Here is a 16854-nt window from a genome sequence, read left to right as displayed (position 1 = left end):
GTCACCGGGCTCTTTCGTCCGGTTTCCATAGTCCAATTCAATTGATAAGGCGCTGCCGCCGGGCAGCGCCTTGATATGTTTATGGGAATAAAACCGTGACGACCACACCCCAGGCTCAGTCCCATGGGCAATTGCCCATGGGCAAACGCGAGTTCATCGTGCTCGCGGCCTTCCTGATGGCGATCAATTCGTTGGCGATCGACATCATGATCCCCGCCCTGCAGCAGATCGGTGCCAGCCTCGGCGTCGAAAACGAAAATCATCGGCAATATGTCGTAACCACCTATCTGATCGGCTTCGGTTCGGCGCAGCTCTTCTATGGCCCGCTGTCGGACCGCTTCGGCCGCCGCATCCCGCTGCTGATCGGCCTTGTCGTCTACATCATCGCCGCCTTCGGCATCGCGCTTATCCCATCCTTTGCCGGCCTGCTTGTGCTGCGTTTCATTCAGGGTCTCGGCTCGGCGGCGACGCGCGTCATCACCATTTCCATCGTGCGCGACGTCTTCGGCGGCCGGCAGATGGCCGAGGTAATGTCGCTGATCATGATGGTGTTCATGATCGTTCCGGTCATCGCGCCCGGCAGCGGGCAGGTCATCATGCTGATGAGCACCTGGCATATGATCTTCGTCTTCATCGGCACCATGGCGATGCTGGTCGGCATCTGGATGTATTTCCGCCTGCCGGAAACACTGAAGCCCGAAAATGTCCGCCCGCTGACCGCGAGATCCGTCATCTCCGGTTTCGGCATGGTTCTGACGAACCGTGTCGCGCTGTGCTATACCCTCGCCAGCACCTTCCTGTTCGGTGCCTTGTTCGGCTTCATCAATTCAGCGCAGCAGATCTACAACAATATCTACGGACTCGGCGTCTACACGCCGGTTGCCTTCGGTGGCGTGGCGGTGTTCATGGCGCTGTCATCCTTCATAAACTCGCAACTCGTCGGCCGCTTCGGCATGCGGCGGCTATCGCATGCCGCCCTGCTCGGCTTTGCCACCATCACCTTTCTCTGGCTGATGGTGCAGCTCTATGGCCCCTCGCCGATGCCTTTCCCGCTGTTCATGATCCTCTTCGCGCTGGCCATGTTCCAGTTCGGATGGATCGGTTCGAACTTCAATTCGCTGGCCATGGAGCCGCTGGGTCACGTCGCCGGCACGGCGTCCTCGGTGCTCGGCTTCATGAGCACGGTCGGCGGCGCCTCGATCGGCGCGGCGATCGGCCAGTTCTACGACGGCACGGCGACGCCGATGATCATCGGCTATTTCACCGTTTCGCTGATCGGCATCGGTTTCGTGCTGATCGCGGAGAAGGGACGCCTCTTCAGGCCACAGAACGCACCGCCGCCGTCCGACCAGTCCCTCGCCCTTCACTGACAGGCATTTAGGCATGAACTCGCCCCACACAGAAACAGCGGCGCAATCCGGCTCCGCCCGCAGCGGCCTTGGCATCGTCGAATTCATCATCGTCATCGCCCTGATGACGGCGAGCATTTCCATGGGCATCGACAGCATGCTGCCGGCGCTGCCGAACATCGGCCAGTCTCTGGCGGTCGCCAATCCCAACGATACGCAGCTGGTCATCGGCGTCTATTTCCTTGGCTTTGGTATCTGCCAGCTGTTTTTCGGCAGCCTGTCCGACGCCTATGGCCGCCGCAATATCCTGCTCGGCGGCCTCGCCTTCTACACCGTGGCGCTGTTTGCCGCCGCCTGGAGCGGCAGCCTCACCGGATTGCTGGTGCTGCGCTTCGTCCAGGGCGTCGGCGCCGCCGCCGTCCGCATCACCACGCTCGCGATCGTGCGCGACTGCTTCGGCGGCCGCGAAATGGCGCGCGTCATGTCCTATGTCACGATCGTTTTCATGATCATGCCGATGGTGGCGCCCGCCGTCGGGCAGATGATTGTCGCCTATTCGAACTGGCAGTGGATCTTCATCGTCCTCGGCATAGCCAGCGCCGGTCTCTTCCTCGTCGCCTTCTTCCGCATGAAGGAAACTTTGCCGCAGCATGAACGCCTGCCGCTTTCGATCGCTTCGGTTGCGTCCGGCTTCAGGACGGTGCTGACCAACCGCATCACCTGCGGCTACATGATCGGTCTGACGCTCTATACCGGTATCATCTGCGCCTATGTCGTTTCCGTCCAGCAGGTCTTCGCCGATGTCTACGGCCTTGGCGAGCTGTTTCCGGCCGCCTTTGCCGCGACTGCGGCCGGCACGGCCGTCGCACAGTTCGCCAACGGCCATTTCGTGCGCAGATTCGGCATGCGGCGCATCTCGCATGCCGCCATGATCGTCTTCACCCTGCTTGGCGCCTTCGGCTATGCCGTGGGCATGGCGGGCCTGCCGAGCTTCCTGTTCACCTATATCCTGATCTCGGTGATGCTGATGATGTTTGCGGTCATCACCACCAATTTCATGGCGATCAGCCTTGAGCCGATGGGACATCTGGCGGGCACTGCCGCCGCCATCACCAGTTCCATCTCCACCACTCTCGGCGTCGTTCTGGGCGGTCTGGTCGGCCAGATGTTCGACGGTACTCCCCAGCCGCTCCTCGCCGGCTTTACCATTTTCGGGGCATTGACGATCGTTTCGACGCTCTGGGCCGAGCATGGAAAACTCTTCACCCATCCCGGCGACAGTCCGAAGCTGGAGCCTGGCATGGGTCACGTTTGATCGAAAATCTCTAGAGCAATTCCAGGAAAGGTGCGCGGCGGTTTTCCGTCCGGAATTGCGTAAAAACAATAAGATAGAGCAGTTCCGCGAAACGCTGAACTGCTCCAGCGACGCGGCGGCCTTCAGATATCGCCGCGCTGCCGTCTGGTCCAGCGTAGCGCGGCAACGACAGCCAAGCCCAGCAGTGGCCATATTACCCAAAGCGTACCGTGCCAGGACAGAAGATTGATGCCGATCAGGCCGACGCCGATCACGGCGGGCATGGCCAGGAGCGGATCGATCTGCTTGTTCGTCCGCACCCAGCGAAAGGCGGCCACGAAAGCAAGGCCGAGCAAGGGCCACGCAGCCCAGAAATCGCCGTGCCACGTGACAGCATTGGCGACCACCACGGCAATGGCGGCAATGGCCAGCGGACCATAAATCGGCACGGCACCCGCGACGGGCGCCGGATTCGGCCGGCTCGGGCTGCTGGGCGGTTCGCTAGGCCGCGATGGCGCAGCCGTCGCGCCGGCGGCCTGGGCCACACCGATCCGCACGGCATAGCTCGGCACGCCGCCATCGATATTCTTGACCTCAAGCTGACCGAGAAAATCGAAGCCAACCGCGACCTTGTTGCGAACCTGATCATAGACGGTGTTGGAAATCACGATGCCGCCGGCGGTGGCGCAGGCCTGCAGGCGGGCGGCGATGTTGACGCCATCGCCATAGAGATCGTTGCCCTCGGCGATCACGTCGCCGAGGTTGAGCCCGATGCGAAACTGCATCTGCGACCCCGGATCGCTTTTCGCATTATAGCCGGCAAGTTCATTCTGGACATCAACCGCTGCGCGCAACGCCTCGACAACACTCGGAAATTCGGCGAACACACCATCGCCCCAGGTATTGACGACACGGCCGCCGCGCGCCTCGATCAGCCGCGCCATGGCATCGCGATAGCGCTTGAGTGTCGCCAGCGTTCCTTCCTCGTCCTTCTGCATCAGGCGTGAATAGTCTTGCACGTCAGCACAGAAGATGGTGGTCAGCTTGCGGCTCGTCTCAGACATCGGCCTCGTCCTCCCGGCAAACCTCGCCGACAGGCGGTTGCCGATCACAAGAAAATAGCGCCGCGCTCACGACTTTCCAAGTAGGGCCGACAGGCCGAAATTGTCGCAAGCGTCGGCGAAAAGCCATGGGGCCGCCCCGTTCATGGTCAGACGGTGAAAACCTCACGCCGCAGCACATCCCAGGATGCCTTGTCGACCGCAAGCAGCAGCCCGCCATCGAGATGATGCGGCAGATACGGCGAACCGTCGAAACGCCGGACATAAGCGCCGGCTTCCTCGGAAATCAGCGTGCCGGCCAGGTGATCCCAGGGCATCAGCTTGTTGTACATGATGTAATGCACATGTCCGCCGGCAAAGGTGCGGTATTCATGGGCGGCACAGCGATAGTTGGTGATAAAGCGCACCTTGGCGAGGTTGCCCAGGATCTCCGCGCGTTTGTTCTTTGGCAGATAGCCGGTCGATGCCATGCCGACCATGTCTTCCAGCGCAACCGGCGCTGTCACCGAGAGGCGCTGCGCCTCGCCATCCGGCCGCCGTAGCCAGGCGCCGGCACCCTTTTCCGCCAGCACCCAATCATCGCCCATCGGGTCGAAGATGATGCCCGCCACGGTCTCGCCCTTGGAGACCACAGAGGCCATGACGCCGAATGCGGGAATGCCCGATGCGAAATTGAACGTGCCGTCGACGGGATCGACGATGATGGCCAAGTCGGCTCCCTGCAGCTTGTGCAGCAAGTCAGGATCGGCCGCGACCGACTCCTCGCCGATGAACAATGCTTTGGGCCAGAGCTTCTCCACCTCGGCCTTGATCATCCGTTCGGCCTGTTCATCCGCTTCCGTCACCAGATCGGTCGCCTCGGTCTTGGCACGAACGTCGCCGCCGCCGAGCCGGCGAAAGCGCGGCAGGATTTCCGCTTGCGCCGCCCGCCGCAGCAGGTCGGCAAGCGCGGTAACGTCGATGGGCGATGTCATGATGCGATCCTCTCCTGTCAGACGCCGATGATCTCGTGGCGGATCAGTCGCCAGCTTTCCTCATCCGGCGCGGAAATAATGCCGCCCGTGGTTTCGCCGGGCCGGTAGGGCGTGCCGTCGAACTTTGCCGTATAGCCGCCAGCCTCCTGATGCGTCAGAACGCCGGCAAGATGGTCCCAGGGCATCAGTTTCGAATGGCCGATGAAATGCAGCCGGCCGGAAGCGACAAGCCAATATTCATAGGCCGAGCAGTTCAAGCCGAAAGCCATGCGCACCTTGGCGAGGTTGGCGCTGATGCGCGAGCGATCCGGCTCCTCCATATGGCCCCAGGCGATAATGCCGGCCATATCCTTCAAGGGAGCGGGTGTCGCGACCTTGAGCCGGCTCGCCTGCCCTTCCCGCCGGCGCAGATAGCTGCCCGCGCCGCGCATGACCGTCACCGTATCACCGAGCACCGGATCATGAATGATGCCCGCAATCGTCTCGCCTCCGGCGACAACGGCAAGGATCGTCCCGAAGACCGGCAGGCCTGAGGCGAAATTGAAGGTACCGTCGACCGGATCGATCACAAAGGCGAGGTCGGCATGCGCCAGTGCCGGCACCACGCTCTTATCCGCCTCGTAGGCTTCCTCGCCGACGATAAGGGCATTCGGAAAGCGTGCTTTCAGCGCGGCCGTGATATGACGCTCCGCCAGCAGATCGGCCTCCGTCACCAGATCGATGGACGAAGTCTTCTCGGCGATATCGCCCGCTTCGAGATTGCGAAAGCGCGGCAGGATTTCACGCGCCGCCGCTTCGCTCACGGTCGCTTGGAGATAGTCGAAATCGGAATCGGAAAATGTCATCGATGGCCCGCGGGTCTGGAGAAGAACTCTCTTATGCCCGATTCGATGACAGAGATGTGGTGAAAGCGCAGATTTAAAACCGGACGAGGCGGTTCACGGCTTTTGCGCCATCAGCGCGGCAAAATCGAACAGCTTCGGGTCGAGCAGATGCGACAGGTTCACATGCGCCAGAGCCCGCAGCATCGTATCCTTGCGGCCCGGCATGCGGCGCTCGATATCGGCCAGCATCTCCTTCATCGCATTGCGCTGCAAACCGTCCTGCGAGCCGCAGAGATCGCAGGGAATGATCGGAAATTGCATGGCGACGGCGAATTTGGCGAGGTCATCCTCGGCAGCATAGGCGAGCGGGCGCAGCACCATCAGATCGCCCTCGTCGTTCAGGAACTTCGCCGGCATCGACGCAAGCCGGCCGCCATGGAAGAAATTCATGAAGAAGGTCTCCAGAATATCCTCGCGATGATGGCCGAGCACCAGCGCGTCGCAGCCTTCCTCGCGGGCGATACGATAGAGATTACCGCGGCGCAGGCGCGAACAGAGCGAACAATAGGTCGCCCCCTCCGGCACCTTTGCCTTCACGATGGAATAGGTATCGCGATATTCGATGCGGTGCTCGACGCCGATCTTCGTCAGATAGTCCGGCAGGACATGCTTCGGGAAATTCGGCTGGCCCTGATCGAGATTGCAGGCGATCAGCTCCACCGGCAGCAGGCCGCGCCATTTCAGATCGAGCAGGATCGACAGCAGCCCATAGGAATCCTTGCCGCCGGACAGGCCGATCAGCCAGCGCTTCTGGCCGTTCAGCATCTGGAAATCGTCGAGCGCCTGGCGTACCTGCCGCAGCAGGCGCTTGCGCAGCTTGTTGAAGGAGACCGACCGTGGTGCATCGGCAAACAGCGGATGAACGGCGCTGCCGCCGTCTTCCGTGTCGATATCAAGCTCGTCCGCCACTGTCGTCGCGATGTTCATTCTCGTCATCCCTCAGGCTTTGCCACGCTGATAGCAGAAAGCGCGGCAGGAAGACATGGGTCTCAATCGCCGAACACCGACCAGCCCGTGCGCGCCGCCAGCATTTCCAGCGCCACCGCGCCGAGCTGCGAATTGCCGACCTTGTTCAGCCCCGGCGACCAGACGGCGATCGAACCGATACCCGGCGCCACGGCCATGATGCCGCCGCCGACGCCGCTCTTGCCGGGCAGGCCGACATGATAGGCGAAATCGCCGGAGCCGTCATAGTGGCCGCAAGTCAGCATCAGCGCATTGATGCGCCGCGCCCGCTTCGGCGAGACGACGGAATGGCCGGTGATCGGATTGCTGCCGCGCGCCGCGAGATAAAGCCCCGCCTTGGCGAGCTGCTGGCAGCTCATCGACAGCGCGCATTGATGGAAATAGACGCCAAGCACATGCTCGACCGGATGATCGAGATTGCCATAGGCGCGCATGAAGTTCGCAAGCGCCAAATTGCGGTAGCCGGTCTGCGTCTCCGAACGCGCCACCTTGTCGTCGATGGTGATCGTCTCGTCGTCAGCGACGTAGCGCACGAAGCGCAGCAATTCGCCGATCGCCTCGCGCGGTGCATGTCCCGCCAGCACCACGTCGCTGATGGCAATCGCGCCCGCATTGATGAAGGGATTGCGCGGTATGCCCTCTTCGCGCTCCAGCTGGACGATGGAATTGAAGGCCGTGCCCGACGGTTCGCGTCCGACCCGTGTCCACAGGCTTTCACCCACCTTGCCGAGCGCGAGCGTCAGCATGAAGACCTTGGAAATACTCTGGATGGAAAAAGGGATCGCGGCATCGCCGACGCTGTAGAGGTCACCGTTCACGGTAGCGATCGCCATGCCGAACTGGTTCGGATCGATCTTGGCGAGTTCCGGAATATAATCGGCAACCTTGCCCTCGCCGATGCGCGGCGAAAGCTCCGCATGGATGTCATCGAGAATTGCCTGCAAATCCGTCATAAGGCGCTCCAGAGACAAAAAAGCCGCTCGAAATGAGCGGCTTTTTCATTCATCAAGAAAGTTATCCGCTTATTAACGCGAATAGAATTCGACGACCAGCTGCGGCTCCATGACGACCGGGTACGGCACATCGCCGAGGGTCGGAACGCGAGCGAAGGTGGCAACCATCTTGTTGTGGTCGACTTCGACGTAGTCCGGAACGTCGCGTTCAGCCAGAGCGACCGATTCCAGAACGGTGACGAGCTGCTTGGACTTTTCGCGAACTTCGATCACGTCGCCAGCCTTGCAGCGGTAGGAACCGATGTTGACGCGAACGCCGTTGACCGTGACGTGGCCGTGGTTGACGAACTGACGGGCAGCAAAGACCGTCGGAACGAACTTGGCGCGATAGACGATCGCGTCGAGGCGCGATTCGAGCAGGCCGATCAGGTTTTCCGAGGTGTCGCCCTTGCGGCGGTCGGCTTCTGCGAAGATGGCGCGGAACTGCTTTTCGCGCAGATCGCCGTAGTAGCCCTTCAGCTTCTGCTTGGCGCGCAGCTGCACGCCGAAGTCGGAGAGCTTGCCCTTGCGGCGCTGGCCGTGCTGGCCCGGGCCGTATTCGCGACGATTGACCGGGGACTTCGGACGGCCCCAGATGTTTTCGCCCATACGGCGGTCGATTTTGTACTTGGACGATTCGCGCTTGCTCATCGTATTTCCTTTCAAAGTGTTATGGCGGCCCGTTGCCGAACCGCGAAGGAAACACGCCCTCCTCTGAACTCCGGTTTCGAGCTCTGACAGGCTTCTCACGTTAGCGAACGGACGAAGCCACGGGACATGTCAATGAAACACCGGACATTTCTGCCCGGCGTTGGCGCGGTCTGTAAGGGGTCGTCATGAAAATGTCAACAGCAGGATTGGCAAGATGCACGGCTTCACCCCAATTTACCCAAGCCACGCCATTCATCCGGCACATCCGGCAACGACGGCATCAACTCGGGCTCGGAAGTCGCCTTTCGAAACTGCACGCCCCCCTCGCCCAGAGCTGAGATCTGAACAGGTATGCCGCTGGCATTGACTGCAAGCAGACCGACAATGTCCGCCGGCACAGATCGGGTGTAACGCTCCGCCCTATCCAGCACCTCGACAAGTTTGTCGCGGATAATGCCAGCCGTCAAATCGACCGGAAGACCTTTCACGGAATCATAATCCTCGGTCGAAATCGATAGCCCTCTGCGCCGAATTTCATCGATTATCCTGATTGGTGAATAATGCGGCGGTTTTCCCGAAGCTGCCACGACAACCGCACCAAGCGGAGACAATCTTTCGTCGATCATCAACAAATCGACGAAATCTCGCGGCTTTGTCCGGGTAGATGCCGCCAGAACCTTGTTCACGGCGAGATCCGCGGGGTGAAGCCTGGCTCCCCACTCCTCATCTCGAACAAGCGGGAAAAAACGGGTTCGAGATTCACTCATCCATTGGATGAGAGTATTCTCCTGCGATTTAGAAACCTCCGCCTCGACGCAGCCATAGACATTGACCTCGACATAAACACGGAAGCCGTCGTGTCGCAGCGTTTCCATATCGCGCTCGGCGGTAGGACCGATTTCGTCGTCGGTATCTTGGAAAATATCGATGTCGTCAGACAGACGGGGCCAATTCATATTCAGAACCAGCCCACCGGCGACATAGCTGGTTTCCGAGCGATTTTTCGCGATGGAAGCCATGATCTCCTTTTGCAGTTTCGTCAGCGCCATCGCTTATCGCTCGACCTCGGCAAGCATACGGCGTCCCATGGCAAAGGCACGGGCATCGCCTCGCTCCATCAAAGCCTTGGCGATCACCTTCACCTTCTGCGCCACTTCCGGCAGCCGATCCAAATCAATATTATCAAGGAGCCGCACTCCGTAGCGACTGAGCGCGTCTTCGATATCCTGCTGCAGACGTTCTTTTCTCTGCCTATGTTCGGCGCGCATTTCAGCCGCGTGCGACAGAATATCATGACGACGCGCAGCCGGAACAAGAACTTCCACCCTTACGAGGTCGGACGCTCCACCACTTTCCCTATACCGTTGGATTCTATCACGCGCAGCCATGACACCATCTCCTGAGGGGATGATTATAAGCGTATCCGGGATACGGATCAACAGCGCCCCGCGCCTGATTACTCCGCCGCCGCCTGCTCGCCGCCCTCGACATCGGCCGCATTGGCGTCGCCCGGCGCGGTCTGGCAGTCCATGTCCGGGAAGGCGACGACGCGCTTGCCGGAGAAATCCGTGTGGACGACGACGCTGCCCTGTTCCTCGAAATAGCTGAGCAGTCGCCGGGCGCGGCGGGCAGAATGCGTGCCGTAGGCGCGGGCGATGCGGGCATCGGAAGGGCAAGGCTCGCTACAGATGGCCGCCTTGGCGAGCATCAGGAAAACGCCCTGCAGATCGTCGGTAACCCTGGAAGACAGCGAAATCGCCGTCGCCCACCGGTCCGTCGCCATGACCTCCTCATCCGCGCCGGAACGCACGATCGCCACGCGACGGCGGAATTCCGACAGGCTCATCGGCGCACCGGGAACGCGGCGCATGCGCAGCCGCACAAGAAACTCCTGATAAAGCACTGAATCCGTGCGGAAACCCGACGCCGGATCATCGAGGATTTCCGACAGAACCGCGCCTACCCGCGCCTCGCGATCCTCGCTCGATAGTTCCGGCTGGCTGGTCTTCGGCTCCGCCGGAGCCGTATTGGCGGCCGGCATCGACCGGGACAACTCGGCCAGAATATCGGTCGTCGGACGCGGTGCCGGCGTGGCGCGGCGCACGACGGGTCGCGTGAACTCTTCCGGGTCAGGCGTAAAGATCAGATCCTCGACATCCTCCGGCGCATCCGGCAGCGGCATGAGTTTCGGGCTGGAAGAGCGCGCCGAGGTCTCAACCGCTCCGATGGTGATCGGCAGCGGCCGACGCGACAGAGCCGGGCCGAGTGCTACGAAATTGCCGCGCTTCAGGTCGCGGAACATCTCAGCCTGCCGCCGGTCCATGCCAAGCAGGTCGGCGGCGCGCGCCATGTCGATATCGAGAAAGGTGCGCCCCATCAGGAAGTTGGAGGCTTCGGCCGCGACATTCTTGGCAAGCTTCGCCAGACGTTGCGTGGCGATGACGCCGGCAAGGCCACGCTTTCGGCCGCGGCACATCAGGTTGGTCATGGCACCGAGCGACATCTTGCGCGCATCTTCCGAGACGTCGCCGCCAACCGAGGGCGCGAACATCTGCGCTTCGTCGACGACGACCAGCACCGGATACCAATATTCACGCTCGGCATCGAACATGCCGTTGAGAAAGGCGGCAGCGGCGCGCATCTGCTGCTCGATATCGAGCCCTTCGAGCGTCAGGACGCAGGAGACGCGATGCTGGCGGATGCGGTTGGCGATGCCGGCAAGCTCAGCCTCGGTGCGCTCACCATCGACCACCACATGGCCGAACTTGTCGGCCAGCGTGACGAAATCGCCTTCGGGATCGATGATGACCTGCTGCACCCATTGCGCTGATTGCTCCAGCAAGCGGCGCAAGAGATGCGATTTCCCGGAACCGGAATTGCCCTGCACGAGCAGACGGGTGGCCAGCAGCTCCTCGATATCGAGCTGGGCGCTGGTCCCGCCGGACGCCGTTCCCATGTCGATGCCGACCTGCAATGCACTTCCCCTATTCTCAAGAATCAATCGCGGATGCGTCCCATCTTTCCGAAAGGACGCGCCACGGTCTAGCAAAGATTTCAAAGCTTCGCGCCCGTGGATTGAAAAAACCCACAGGCGATTGTGCGGTCTATCTGAAGCGCAAGTTGGCCCGCGACAGTTCACTGACCGAGGTGCATCCCATCAGCTTCATGTCGCGCTCGATCTCCGTGCGCAGATGCCTGAGCGCCCGCTCCACCCCTGCCTGACCGGCAGCCGCCAGCGGGTAGAGATAGAAGCGGCCGATGCCAACGGCCTTGGCGCCGAGCGAGAGCGCCTTCAGCACATGCGTTCCACGCTGGATGCCGCCATCCATCATCACGTCGATGCGATGGCCGACGGCATCGACAATTTCCGCCAGCTGATCGAATGCCGAACGCGAGCCGTCCAACTGCCGCCCGCCATGGTTCGACAGCACGATGCCGGTGCATCCGATGTCGACCGCACGCTTGGCGTCCTCGACCGACATGATGCCCTTCAGGCAGAACTGGCCATCCCAATGCTTCACCATTTCCGCAACGTCGTTCCAGTTCATCGACGGATCGAGCATCTCGGTGAAATACTTGCCGATCGACATGGCGCCGCCGCTCATGTCCACATGCTCATCAAGCTGCGGCAGCCGGAATTTCTCATGCGTGAGATAGTTCAACGCCCAGCCGGGCCTGATGGCGAACTGTGCGATGCCGGCGAGATTGAGCTTGAAGGGAATCGAGAAACCGGTGCGAAGATCGCGCTCGCGATTGCCGCCGGTAATGCTGTCGACCGTCAGCATCATGACGTTGACGCCGGCCTCCTTCGCCCTTTGCATCATCGCCCGGTTCAGTCCGCGGTCCTTGTGAAAATAGAATTGGTAGACCTGCGGCCCCGCATGTTTCTTGCGTATTTCCTCGAGACTGACGGTTCCGAGCGAGGAGACACCGAACATGGTTCCGAGCGACGAGGCCGCGGCCGCAACCGCATTTTCGCCCTCGTGATGAAACAAGCGCTGCAAGGCCGTCGGCGAGCAGTAGAAGGGTGTCGCGAGCTTTTGTCCCATGACGGTGACGGACATGTCTATCTCGCTGACGCCGCGCAGGACGTTGGGAACGAGATCGCAGCTTTCGAAGCTCGCCGTGTTTCGCCGCAGCGTCACTTCGTCGTCGGCGGCGCCATCGATATAGTTGAAGATCGGTCCTGGAAGACGGCTTTTGGCCAAGGCGCGAAAATCATGGAAATTATGGCAATCAGTAAGGCGCATGATTTGCCTCGAGAGCGAAACTGCAACGATCTTCAAAAGCCATTCAATACGTCCTCCCCAATATCACCGATAAGCTCACATGCGGCGCGGTTCGATATCGGCGCTACAGCCGATGCAACCGCGCTTCCCACTTGTAGAGCACGTCGGGCTCCTTCTCCTCATTGCCTGCCCCGTCCGACTCGTCAACAACGAAGAAGCCGTGTTTCAGGTAAAAGCGGCGGGCCGGTTCATTTCGCTCGAATGTCCAGAGCGAAAGCACCGGATAGGTCGACTTGGCGACATCGAGCAGGCGCGTGCCGATGCCGCGTCGCTGGGCCTCGGGCAGAATATAGAGCTGATCGATCCAGTCTTCGAGAAAGGCGATCACGCCCACCAGGCGACCGTCCTCTTCCGCGCCCCAGATCTCGCAATCCTTGTAGACGACCGCAGTCCAGAAGCCGACATCCTCTTCCGGCGTATGAAGCCCGGCGAGCGTCGGCAGCCGTTCATTGAAGGATGCGCGATGGACGGCCGCGGCTGCCGGCATGTCCGCGAGATCGAGTTTACGCAATGAAATTTTATCAGCCATCGTCAAGCCTTGAGCCCAAAACCCTGCATCAGCCGCCGGGTGGGAAAATCCGGCGCGCCGGAGGTGAAGATCGCAAAGTCGAAATTGTCGGGATGCACGGCATCGGCCACCTGCGGCACCAGGCTGCGGGCGCGGCGCGCGATCGCTTCGGCCGGATCGAGCCAATCGACCGGCCAAGGCGCGAGCCGGCGGAAAATATTGGCCATGAAGGGATAATGCGTGCAGGCAAGCACGACGATATCCGTCTTGTGGTCGTCCTTCTCAACGAAACATTCCCTGATCTCGGAAAGCACGGCCTCGTCGGAGACGGCACCACCGCGAATATAGGCCTCCGCCATGCGCGCCAGGTTTTCCGACCCTACGAGCCGGACATGGCATTGCGTTGCGAAGGACTGGATCAGCTCGCGCGTATAGGCACGCTTGACGGTGCCCGGCGTCGCCAGCACCGAAACCAAGCCTGAGCGTGTCCGCTCCGCCGCAGGCTTGATCGCCGGCACGGTACCGACGAAGGTCATTTGCGGATAGGCGGCACGCAAGGCTGCACCGGCCAGCGTGAACGCCGTGCTACACGCGATGATGCAGACCTCGGGATCGTATTCGGTCAGCAACCTGGCGAAGAGATCGACGATGCGCGCTTTCAACCCCTCCTCTTCCCAGCTGCCATAGGGAAAGCCGGCATCGTCGGCGACATAGATGAAACCGCGCTCCGGCATCAGCACCCTCGCCTCGCGCAGCACGGTGAGACCGCCAATGCCTGAATCGAAGACGAGGACCGGTTTCAGCTCATTCGCTGCTGCTATCATCGCTTGGGATTTCCTTGGGTGCGCTTGAGGATCTTGGATGCGAGCCACTGCCGCGCGGAGATTTGCGCGTGAAGCGGTCGAGGGACGAGATCACCCCGCGCAAGACGCTGATTTCCTGTTCAGTAAACGCCCGGCGCGAGAGGACCGCGCGCAGATTGTCGACCATTTTCGGCTTTTTCCCGGCGGGATGAAAATAGTTGCGCGCATCCAATGCTTCCTCGAGCTGATCGAACAGACCGAAGAGCTGCTCCTTGGTCGAAGGCCGCTGCTCCATCGCCTGGAACGGCACGGCGGCGACATCCTCCATCCCGGTTTTCATCCATTCATAGGACATCAGCAGCACGGCTTGGGCGATGTTCAGCGAAGCGAAGGCCGGATTGACGGGAAAGGTGACGATCTCGTCGGCCAATGCGACTTCCTCGTTCGTCAGCCCCCAGCGCTCGCGGCCGAAGAGGATGCCGGTGCCTTCGCCTGCCTTGAACCTCGCCCGAAGAGTCTCGGCGGCAACCACCGGCGACCGCACGGGCTTGAAGCCGTCACGCTCGCGCGCCGTCGTCGCATAGACGAAGTTGAGGTCGGCGATCGCCTGTTCCAGCGTGTCGTAGACCTTGGTCGCCTCGATGATGTGATCGGCCTTGGAGGCGGTCGCCTGCGCCCTCTCGTTGGGCCAGCCGTCGCGCGGGTTGACGAGACGCAACTCGGCAAGCCCGAAATTCGCCATGGCGCGCGCCACCATGCCGATATTCTCGCCCATCTGCGGCTCGACCAGAATGACGGCCGGCCCTTCGGCCAGAAGTTGACGCTCGCTATTCGTGCCAGCCATGACGCTTTTCCCCATGCGCGGATCATCATACCGCGAAAATCACGGTCGCAATAACGAGACAGGCGGCGATCGGCAAGGCTTTTGAGCGGGGGAAGCCTCTGTCGGCCGGTCTACTGTTGATCCGGCTGCTTCTGTTGCTGGTCGGATGGCTGCTGTTGCTGCTGCTTGACGATATCCTGCATCACGCCCTTGAGGGAATTGGACTGGCCGCCTTCGTCGACGGTGATGATGTCGTCGATAACCGGTTTGCCTCCCTCCTGAACGACCTCGAAACGCACGGTGGTCGTCGCCTGGGAGTCGGCGTCCGAACCCTGGCAGGCCAATTTCTTGAAGGTCGCGATCACTTCCGTCGCATCGCCCTTCGGCGGCTGCGGGGCGATGTTCAGGTCCTGCAGCGGGCAGGCATCCTGACCGCCGACGATGACATCGTAATCGAAGGGCGAAATGCCGTCCTCGTCGGCCGCGGGAAACTGCGCCGCCGCCTTGTATTTGGCGATGAAGTCCTTGCTGTAGCGGTCGGCCAGCGTGTTCTCGTCGAAAATATCCTGCCAGTCGCTGTCGCCGCCAGCCCAGTTCGAAACGGTCGCATCCATCACCGCCTTGACCGGCGTCGTCACATCGGCCGCCATAGCCGGCCCGACACCGAACGAGAGAGGCAGGAAAACCGAGAGAAAAGCGGCGGCGGCAATTTTCTGCATGATAAAATCCATAATAATCAGCGAAGCATGCGCGCGACATTAGCCGCATCCTCCGCTTTGGCAATGGCCCGGTCGGGAAAAGCGCATCCGTGCGCTCAAGCGGCTGTGATCTGCAAAAACGCCCTTTTGGCGCCTCTATCGGCTTTGCGTTCCGGACTTGCGGTGCTATAGCCCCTCGGGATTTCATATCATTCACCGGACCGTCCGGTCCCAACAGCTTAAACGAGGCAGAAGCATGAAGAAGATCAAGGTCGCTAACCCCGTTGCCGATCTCGACGGCGACGAAATGACTCGCATCATCTGGCAGCTCATCAAAGAAAAACTGATCTTCCCCTACCTCGATATCGATATCGACTATTACGATCTGTCCGTCGAAAACCGCGACGCCACCAACGACCAGGTCACCGTCGACGCCGCCAACGCCATCAAGAAGTACGGCGTCGGCATCAAGTGCGCCACGATCACGCCGGACGAAGCTCGCGTGAAGGAATTCAACCTCAAGGAAATGTGGAAGAGCCCGAACGGCACGATCCGCAACATCCTCGGCGGCGTCATCTTCCGCGAGCCGATCATCTGCAAGAACGTTCCGCGCCTGGTTCCGGGCTGGACGCAGCCGATCGTCGTCGGTCGTCACGCCTTCGGCGACCAGTACCGCGCCACCGACTTCAAGTTCCCCGGCAAGGGCAAGCTGACCATCAAGTTCGTCGGCGAAGACGGCACGGTCATCGAGAAGGAAGTCTTCAACGCTCCGGGCGCCGGCGTTGCCATGGCCATGTACAACCTCGACGAGTCGATCCGCGAATTCGCCCGCGCCTCGATGATGTACGGCCTGATGCGCAAGTGGCCGGTCTACCTGTCGACCAAGAACACCATCCTCAAGGCCTATGACGGCCGCTTCAAGGACATCTTCGAGGAAGTCTACCAGAACGAGTTCAAGGCTCAGTTCGACGAAGCCGGCATCACCTACGAACACCGCCTGATCGACGACATGGTCGCCTCGGCGCTGAAGTGGTCCGGCGGCTATGTCTGGGCCTGCAAGAACTACGACGGCGACGTCCAGTCCGACACGGTTGCCCAGGGCTTCGGCTCGCTCGGCCTGATGACCTCGGTTCTCTTGACGCCGGATGGCAAGACGGTCGAAGCCGAAGCCGCGCACGGCACGGTCACCCGTCACTACCGCCAGCATCAAAAGGGCCAGGAAACCTCGACGAACTCGATCGCCTCGATCTTCGCCTGGACCCGCGGCCTCGCGCATCGCGCCAAGCTCGATGACAATGCCAAACTCGCCAAGTTCGCTTCCACGCTGGAAAAGGTCTGCGTCGATACCGTCGAAGCCGGCTACATGACCAAGGACCTGGCGCTGCTCATCGGCCCCGATCAGCCGTGGCTGTCGACCACTGCCTTCCTCGACAAGATCGACGAGAACCTCAAGAAGGCCATGGCTGCTTAAGCCTTGCCGACATAAGCGGATGCGAAAACCCGGCCTCAGCGCCGGGTTTTCTTTTGCGCGGAATCTTGCCGCCGTGGCGAACCGGTGGCAA

At 61.1% G+C, this 16854-nt stretch carries 17 protein-coding genes; 3 read left to right on the top strand and 14 right to left on the bottom strand.

Going from position 1 to position 16854, the window contains the following annotated elements; all coding sequences use genetic code 11:
- Positions 1 to 137 precede the first annotated feature (137 nt).
- Both FHX11_RS03295 and FHX11_RS03290 read left to right on the top strand, forming a co-directional pair.
- Entirely contained in the window at positions 138 to 1370 is a 1233-nt protein-coding gene (locus tag FHX11_RS03295; protein ID WP_184355798.1) for a multidrug effflux MFS transporter, read from the top strand.
- A 13-nt stretch (positions 1371 to 1383) separates the two neighbouring features.
- Positions 1384 to 2664: a multidrug effflux MFS transporter gene (locus FHX11_RS03290; protein WP_184355006.1), complete on the top strand. Its 1281-nt coding sequence runs from the start codon at positions 1384 to 1386 to the stop codon at positions 2662 to 2664.
- A gap of 122 nt (positions 2665 to 2786) precedes the next feature.
- On the opposite strand, the gene FHX11_RS03285 is transcribed toward FHX11_RS03290, so the two are convergent.
- The 14 genes from FHX11_RS03285 to FHX11_RS03220 form a co-directional block, all read right to left on the bottom strand.
- Positions 2787 to 3707: an adenylate/guanylate cyclase domain-containing protein gene (locus tag FHX11_RS03285; protein ID WP_184355004.1), complete on the bottom strand. Its 921-nt coding sequence runs from the start codon at positions 3705 to 3707 to the stop codon at positions 2787 to 2789.
- Positions 3708 to 3853: 146 nt separating this feature from the next.
- Entirely contained in the window at positions 3854 to 4678 is an 825-nt protein-coding gene (locus tag FHX11_RS03280; protein WP_184355002.1) for an inositol monophosphatase family protein, read from the bottom strand.
- Between the two features lie 17 nt (positions 4679 to 4695).
- Entirely contained in the window at positions 4696 to 5523 is an 828-nt protein-coding gene (locus tag FHX11_RS03275; RefSeq protein ID WP_184355000.1) for an inositol monophosphatase family protein, read from the bottom strand.
- Between the two features lie 93 nt (positions 5524 to 5616).
- Positions 5617 to 6489 carry a tRNA 2-thiocytidine(32) synthetase TtcA gene (ttcA, locus tag FHX11_RS03270; RefSeq protein ID WP_184354998.1) on the bottom strand — a complete coding sequence of 291 codons (873 nt, stop codon included), beginning with the start codon at positions 6487 to 6489 and terminating at the stop codon, positions 5617 to 5619.
- 62 nt (positions 6490 to 6551) lie between these two features.
- On the bottom strand, positions 6552 to 7481 hold the full coding sequence (locus FHX11_RS03265) for a glutaminase (protein WP_184354996.1): 930 nt from the start codon (positions 7479 to 7481) through the stop codon (positions 6552 to 6554).
- 72 nt (positions 7482 to 7553) lie between these two features.
- Positions 7554 to 8171, bottom strand: coding sequence for a 30S ribosomal protein S4 (rpsD, locus tag FHX11_RS03260; protein ID WP_184354994.1), 618 nt, complete (start codon positions 8169 to 8171; stop codon positions 7554 to 7556).
- 224 nt (positions 8172 to 8395) lie between these two features.
- Complete coding sequence (locus FHX11_RS03255; RefSeq protein ID WP_184354992.1) at positions 8396 to 9220, bottom strand: nucleotidyl transferase AbiEii/AbiGii toxin family protein; 825 nt, start codon at positions 9218 to 9220, stop codon at positions 8396 to 8398.
- Between the two features lie 3 nt (positions 9221 to 9223).
- Positions 9224 to 9559 (bottom strand): hypothetical protein, encoded by a 336-nt coding sequence (locus tag FHX11_RS03250; RefSeq protein WP_184354990.1) that lies wholly within the window; start codon positions 9557 to 9559, stop codon positions 9224 to 9226.
- Positions 9560 to 9627: 68 nt separating this feature from the next.
- Positions 9628 to 11145, bottom strand: a complete 1518-nt coding sequence (locus FHX11_RS03245) for an ATP-binding protein (RefSeq protein ID WP_184354988.1) — start codon at positions 11143 to 11145, stop codon at positions 9628 to 9630.
- A gap of 130 nt (positions 11146 to 11275) precedes the next feature.
- Complete coding sequence (locus FHX11_RS03240; protein ID WP_184354986.1) at positions 11276 to 12421, bottom strand: alpha-hydroxy acid oxidase; 1146 nt, start codon at positions 12419 to 12421, stop codon at positions 11276 to 11278.
- Positions 12422 to 12524: 103 nt separating this feature from the next.
- A complete protein-coding gene (locus FHX11_RS03235; protein ID WP_184354984.1) occupies positions 12525 to 12989 on the bottom strand; it encodes a GNAT family N-acetyltransferase in 465 nt (154 codons plus the stop codon).
- Positions 12990 to 12991: 2 nt separating this feature from the next.
- Positions 12992 to 13792 carry a glutamate racemase gene (gene murI, locus FHX11_RS03230; protein WP_184354982.1) on the bottom strand — a complete coding sequence of 267 codons (801 nt, stop codon included), beginning with the start codon at positions 13790 to 13792 and terminating at the stop codon, positions 12992 to 12994.
- Positions 13773 to 14615: an RNA methyltransferase gene (locus tag FHX11_RS03225; protein ID WP_184354980.1), complete on the bottom strand. Its 843-nt coding sequence runs from the start codon at positions 14613 to 14615 to the stop codon at positions 13773 to 13775. Before FHX11_RS03225 ends, murI begins: the two co-directional genes overlap by 20 nt.
- A gap of 110 nt (positions 14616 to 14725) precedes the next feature.
- Complete coding sequence (locus FHX11_RS03220; protein WP_184355796.1) at positions 14726 to 15244, bottom strand: hypothetical protein; 519 nt, start codon at positions 15242 to 15244, stop codon at positions 14726 to 14728.
- A gap of 304 nt (positions 15245 to 15548) precedes the next feature.
- On the opposite strand from FHX11_RS03220, the gene FHX11_RS03215 reads away from it, so the two are divergent.
- Complete coding sequence (locus FHX11_RS03215; protein ID WP_184354978.1) at positions 15549 to 16763, top strand: NADP-dependent isocitrate dehydrogenase; 1215 nt, start codon at positions 15549 to 15551, stop codon at positions 16761 to 16763.
- The last annotated feature ends 91 nt before the right edge of the window (positions 16764 to 16854 follow it).

The organism is Rhizobium sp. BK602, assembly GCF_014195095.1.
Taxonomy (GTDB): Bacteria; Pseudomonadota; Alphaproteobacteria; order Rhizobiales; family Rhizobiaceae; genus Rhizobium.
Note: the sequence above shows the minus strand (reverse complement) of the source record. Positions and strands in the feature narration are given on the sequence as shown.

Excerpts from the sequence above, each read along its gene's own strand:
- FHX11_RS03240 (WP_184354986.1), bottom strand. The coding sequence starts at position 12,421 with ATGCGCCTTACTGATTGCCATAATTTCCATGATTTTCGCGCCTTGGCC.
- FHX11_RS03220 (WP_184355796.1), bottom strand. The coding sequence starts at position 15,244 with ATGGCGGCCGATGTGACGACGCCGGTCAAGGCGGTGATGGATGCGACC.
- murI (WP_184354982.1), bottom strand. The coding sequence starts at position 13,792 with ATGATAGCAGCAGCGAATGAGCTGAAACCGGTCCTCGTCTTCGATTCA.
- FHX11_RS03290 (WP_184355006.1), top strand. The coding sequence starts at position 1,384 with ATGAACTCGCCCCACACAGAAACAGCGGCGCAATCCGGCTCCGCCCGC.
- FHX11_RS03265 (WP_184354996.1), bottom strand. The coding sequence starts at position 7,481 with ATGACGGATTTGCAGGCAATTCTCGATGACATCCATGCGGAGCTTTCG.
- FHX11_RS03250 (WP_184354990.1), bottom strand. The coding sequence starts at position 9,559 with ATGGCTGCGCGTGATAGAATCCAACGGTATAGGGAAAGTGGTGGAGCG.
- FHX11_RS03280 (WP_184355002.1), bottom strand. The coding sequence starts at position 4,678 with ATGACATCGCCCATCGACGTTACCGCGCTTGCCGACCTGCTGCGGCGG.
- FHX11_RS03225 (WP_184354980.1), bottom strand. The coding sequence starts at position 14,615 with ATGGCTGGCACGAATAGCGAGCGTCAACTTCTGGCCGAAGGGCCGGCC.
- FHX11_RS03275 (WP_184355000.1), bottom strand. The coding sequence starts at position 5,523 with ATGACATTTTCCGATTCCGATTTCGACTATCTCCAAGCGACCGTGAGC.
- FHX11_RS03295 (WP_184355798.1), top strand. The coding sequence starts at position 138 with ATGGGCAAACGCGAGTTCATCGTGCTCGCGGCCTTCCTGATGGCGATC.
- FHX11_RS03285 (WP_184355004.1), bottom strand. The coding sequence starts at position 3,707 with ATGTCTGAGACGAGCCGCAAGCTGACCACCATCTTCTGTGCTGACGTG.
- FHX11_RS03255 (WP_184354992.1), bottom strand. The coding sequence starts at position 9,220 with ATGGCGCTGACGAAACTGCAAAAGGAGATCATGGCTTCCATCGCGAAA.
- rpsD (WP_184354994.1), bottom strand. The coding sequence starts at position 8,171 with ATGAGCAAGCGCGAATCGTCCAAGTACAAAATCGACCGCCGTATGGGC.
- FHX11_RS03235 (WP_184354984.1), bottom strand. The coding sequence starts at position 12,989 with ATGGCTGATAAAATTTCATTGCGTAAACTCGATCTCGCGGACATGCCG.
- FHX11_RS03215 (WP_184354978.1), top strand. The coding sequence starts at position 15,549 with ATGAAGAAGATCAAGGTCGCTAACCCCGTTGCCGATCTCGACGGCGAC.
- ttcA (WP_184354998.1), bottom strand. The coding sequence starts at position 6,489 with ATGAACATCGCGACGACAGTGGCGGACGAGCTTGATATCGACACGGAA.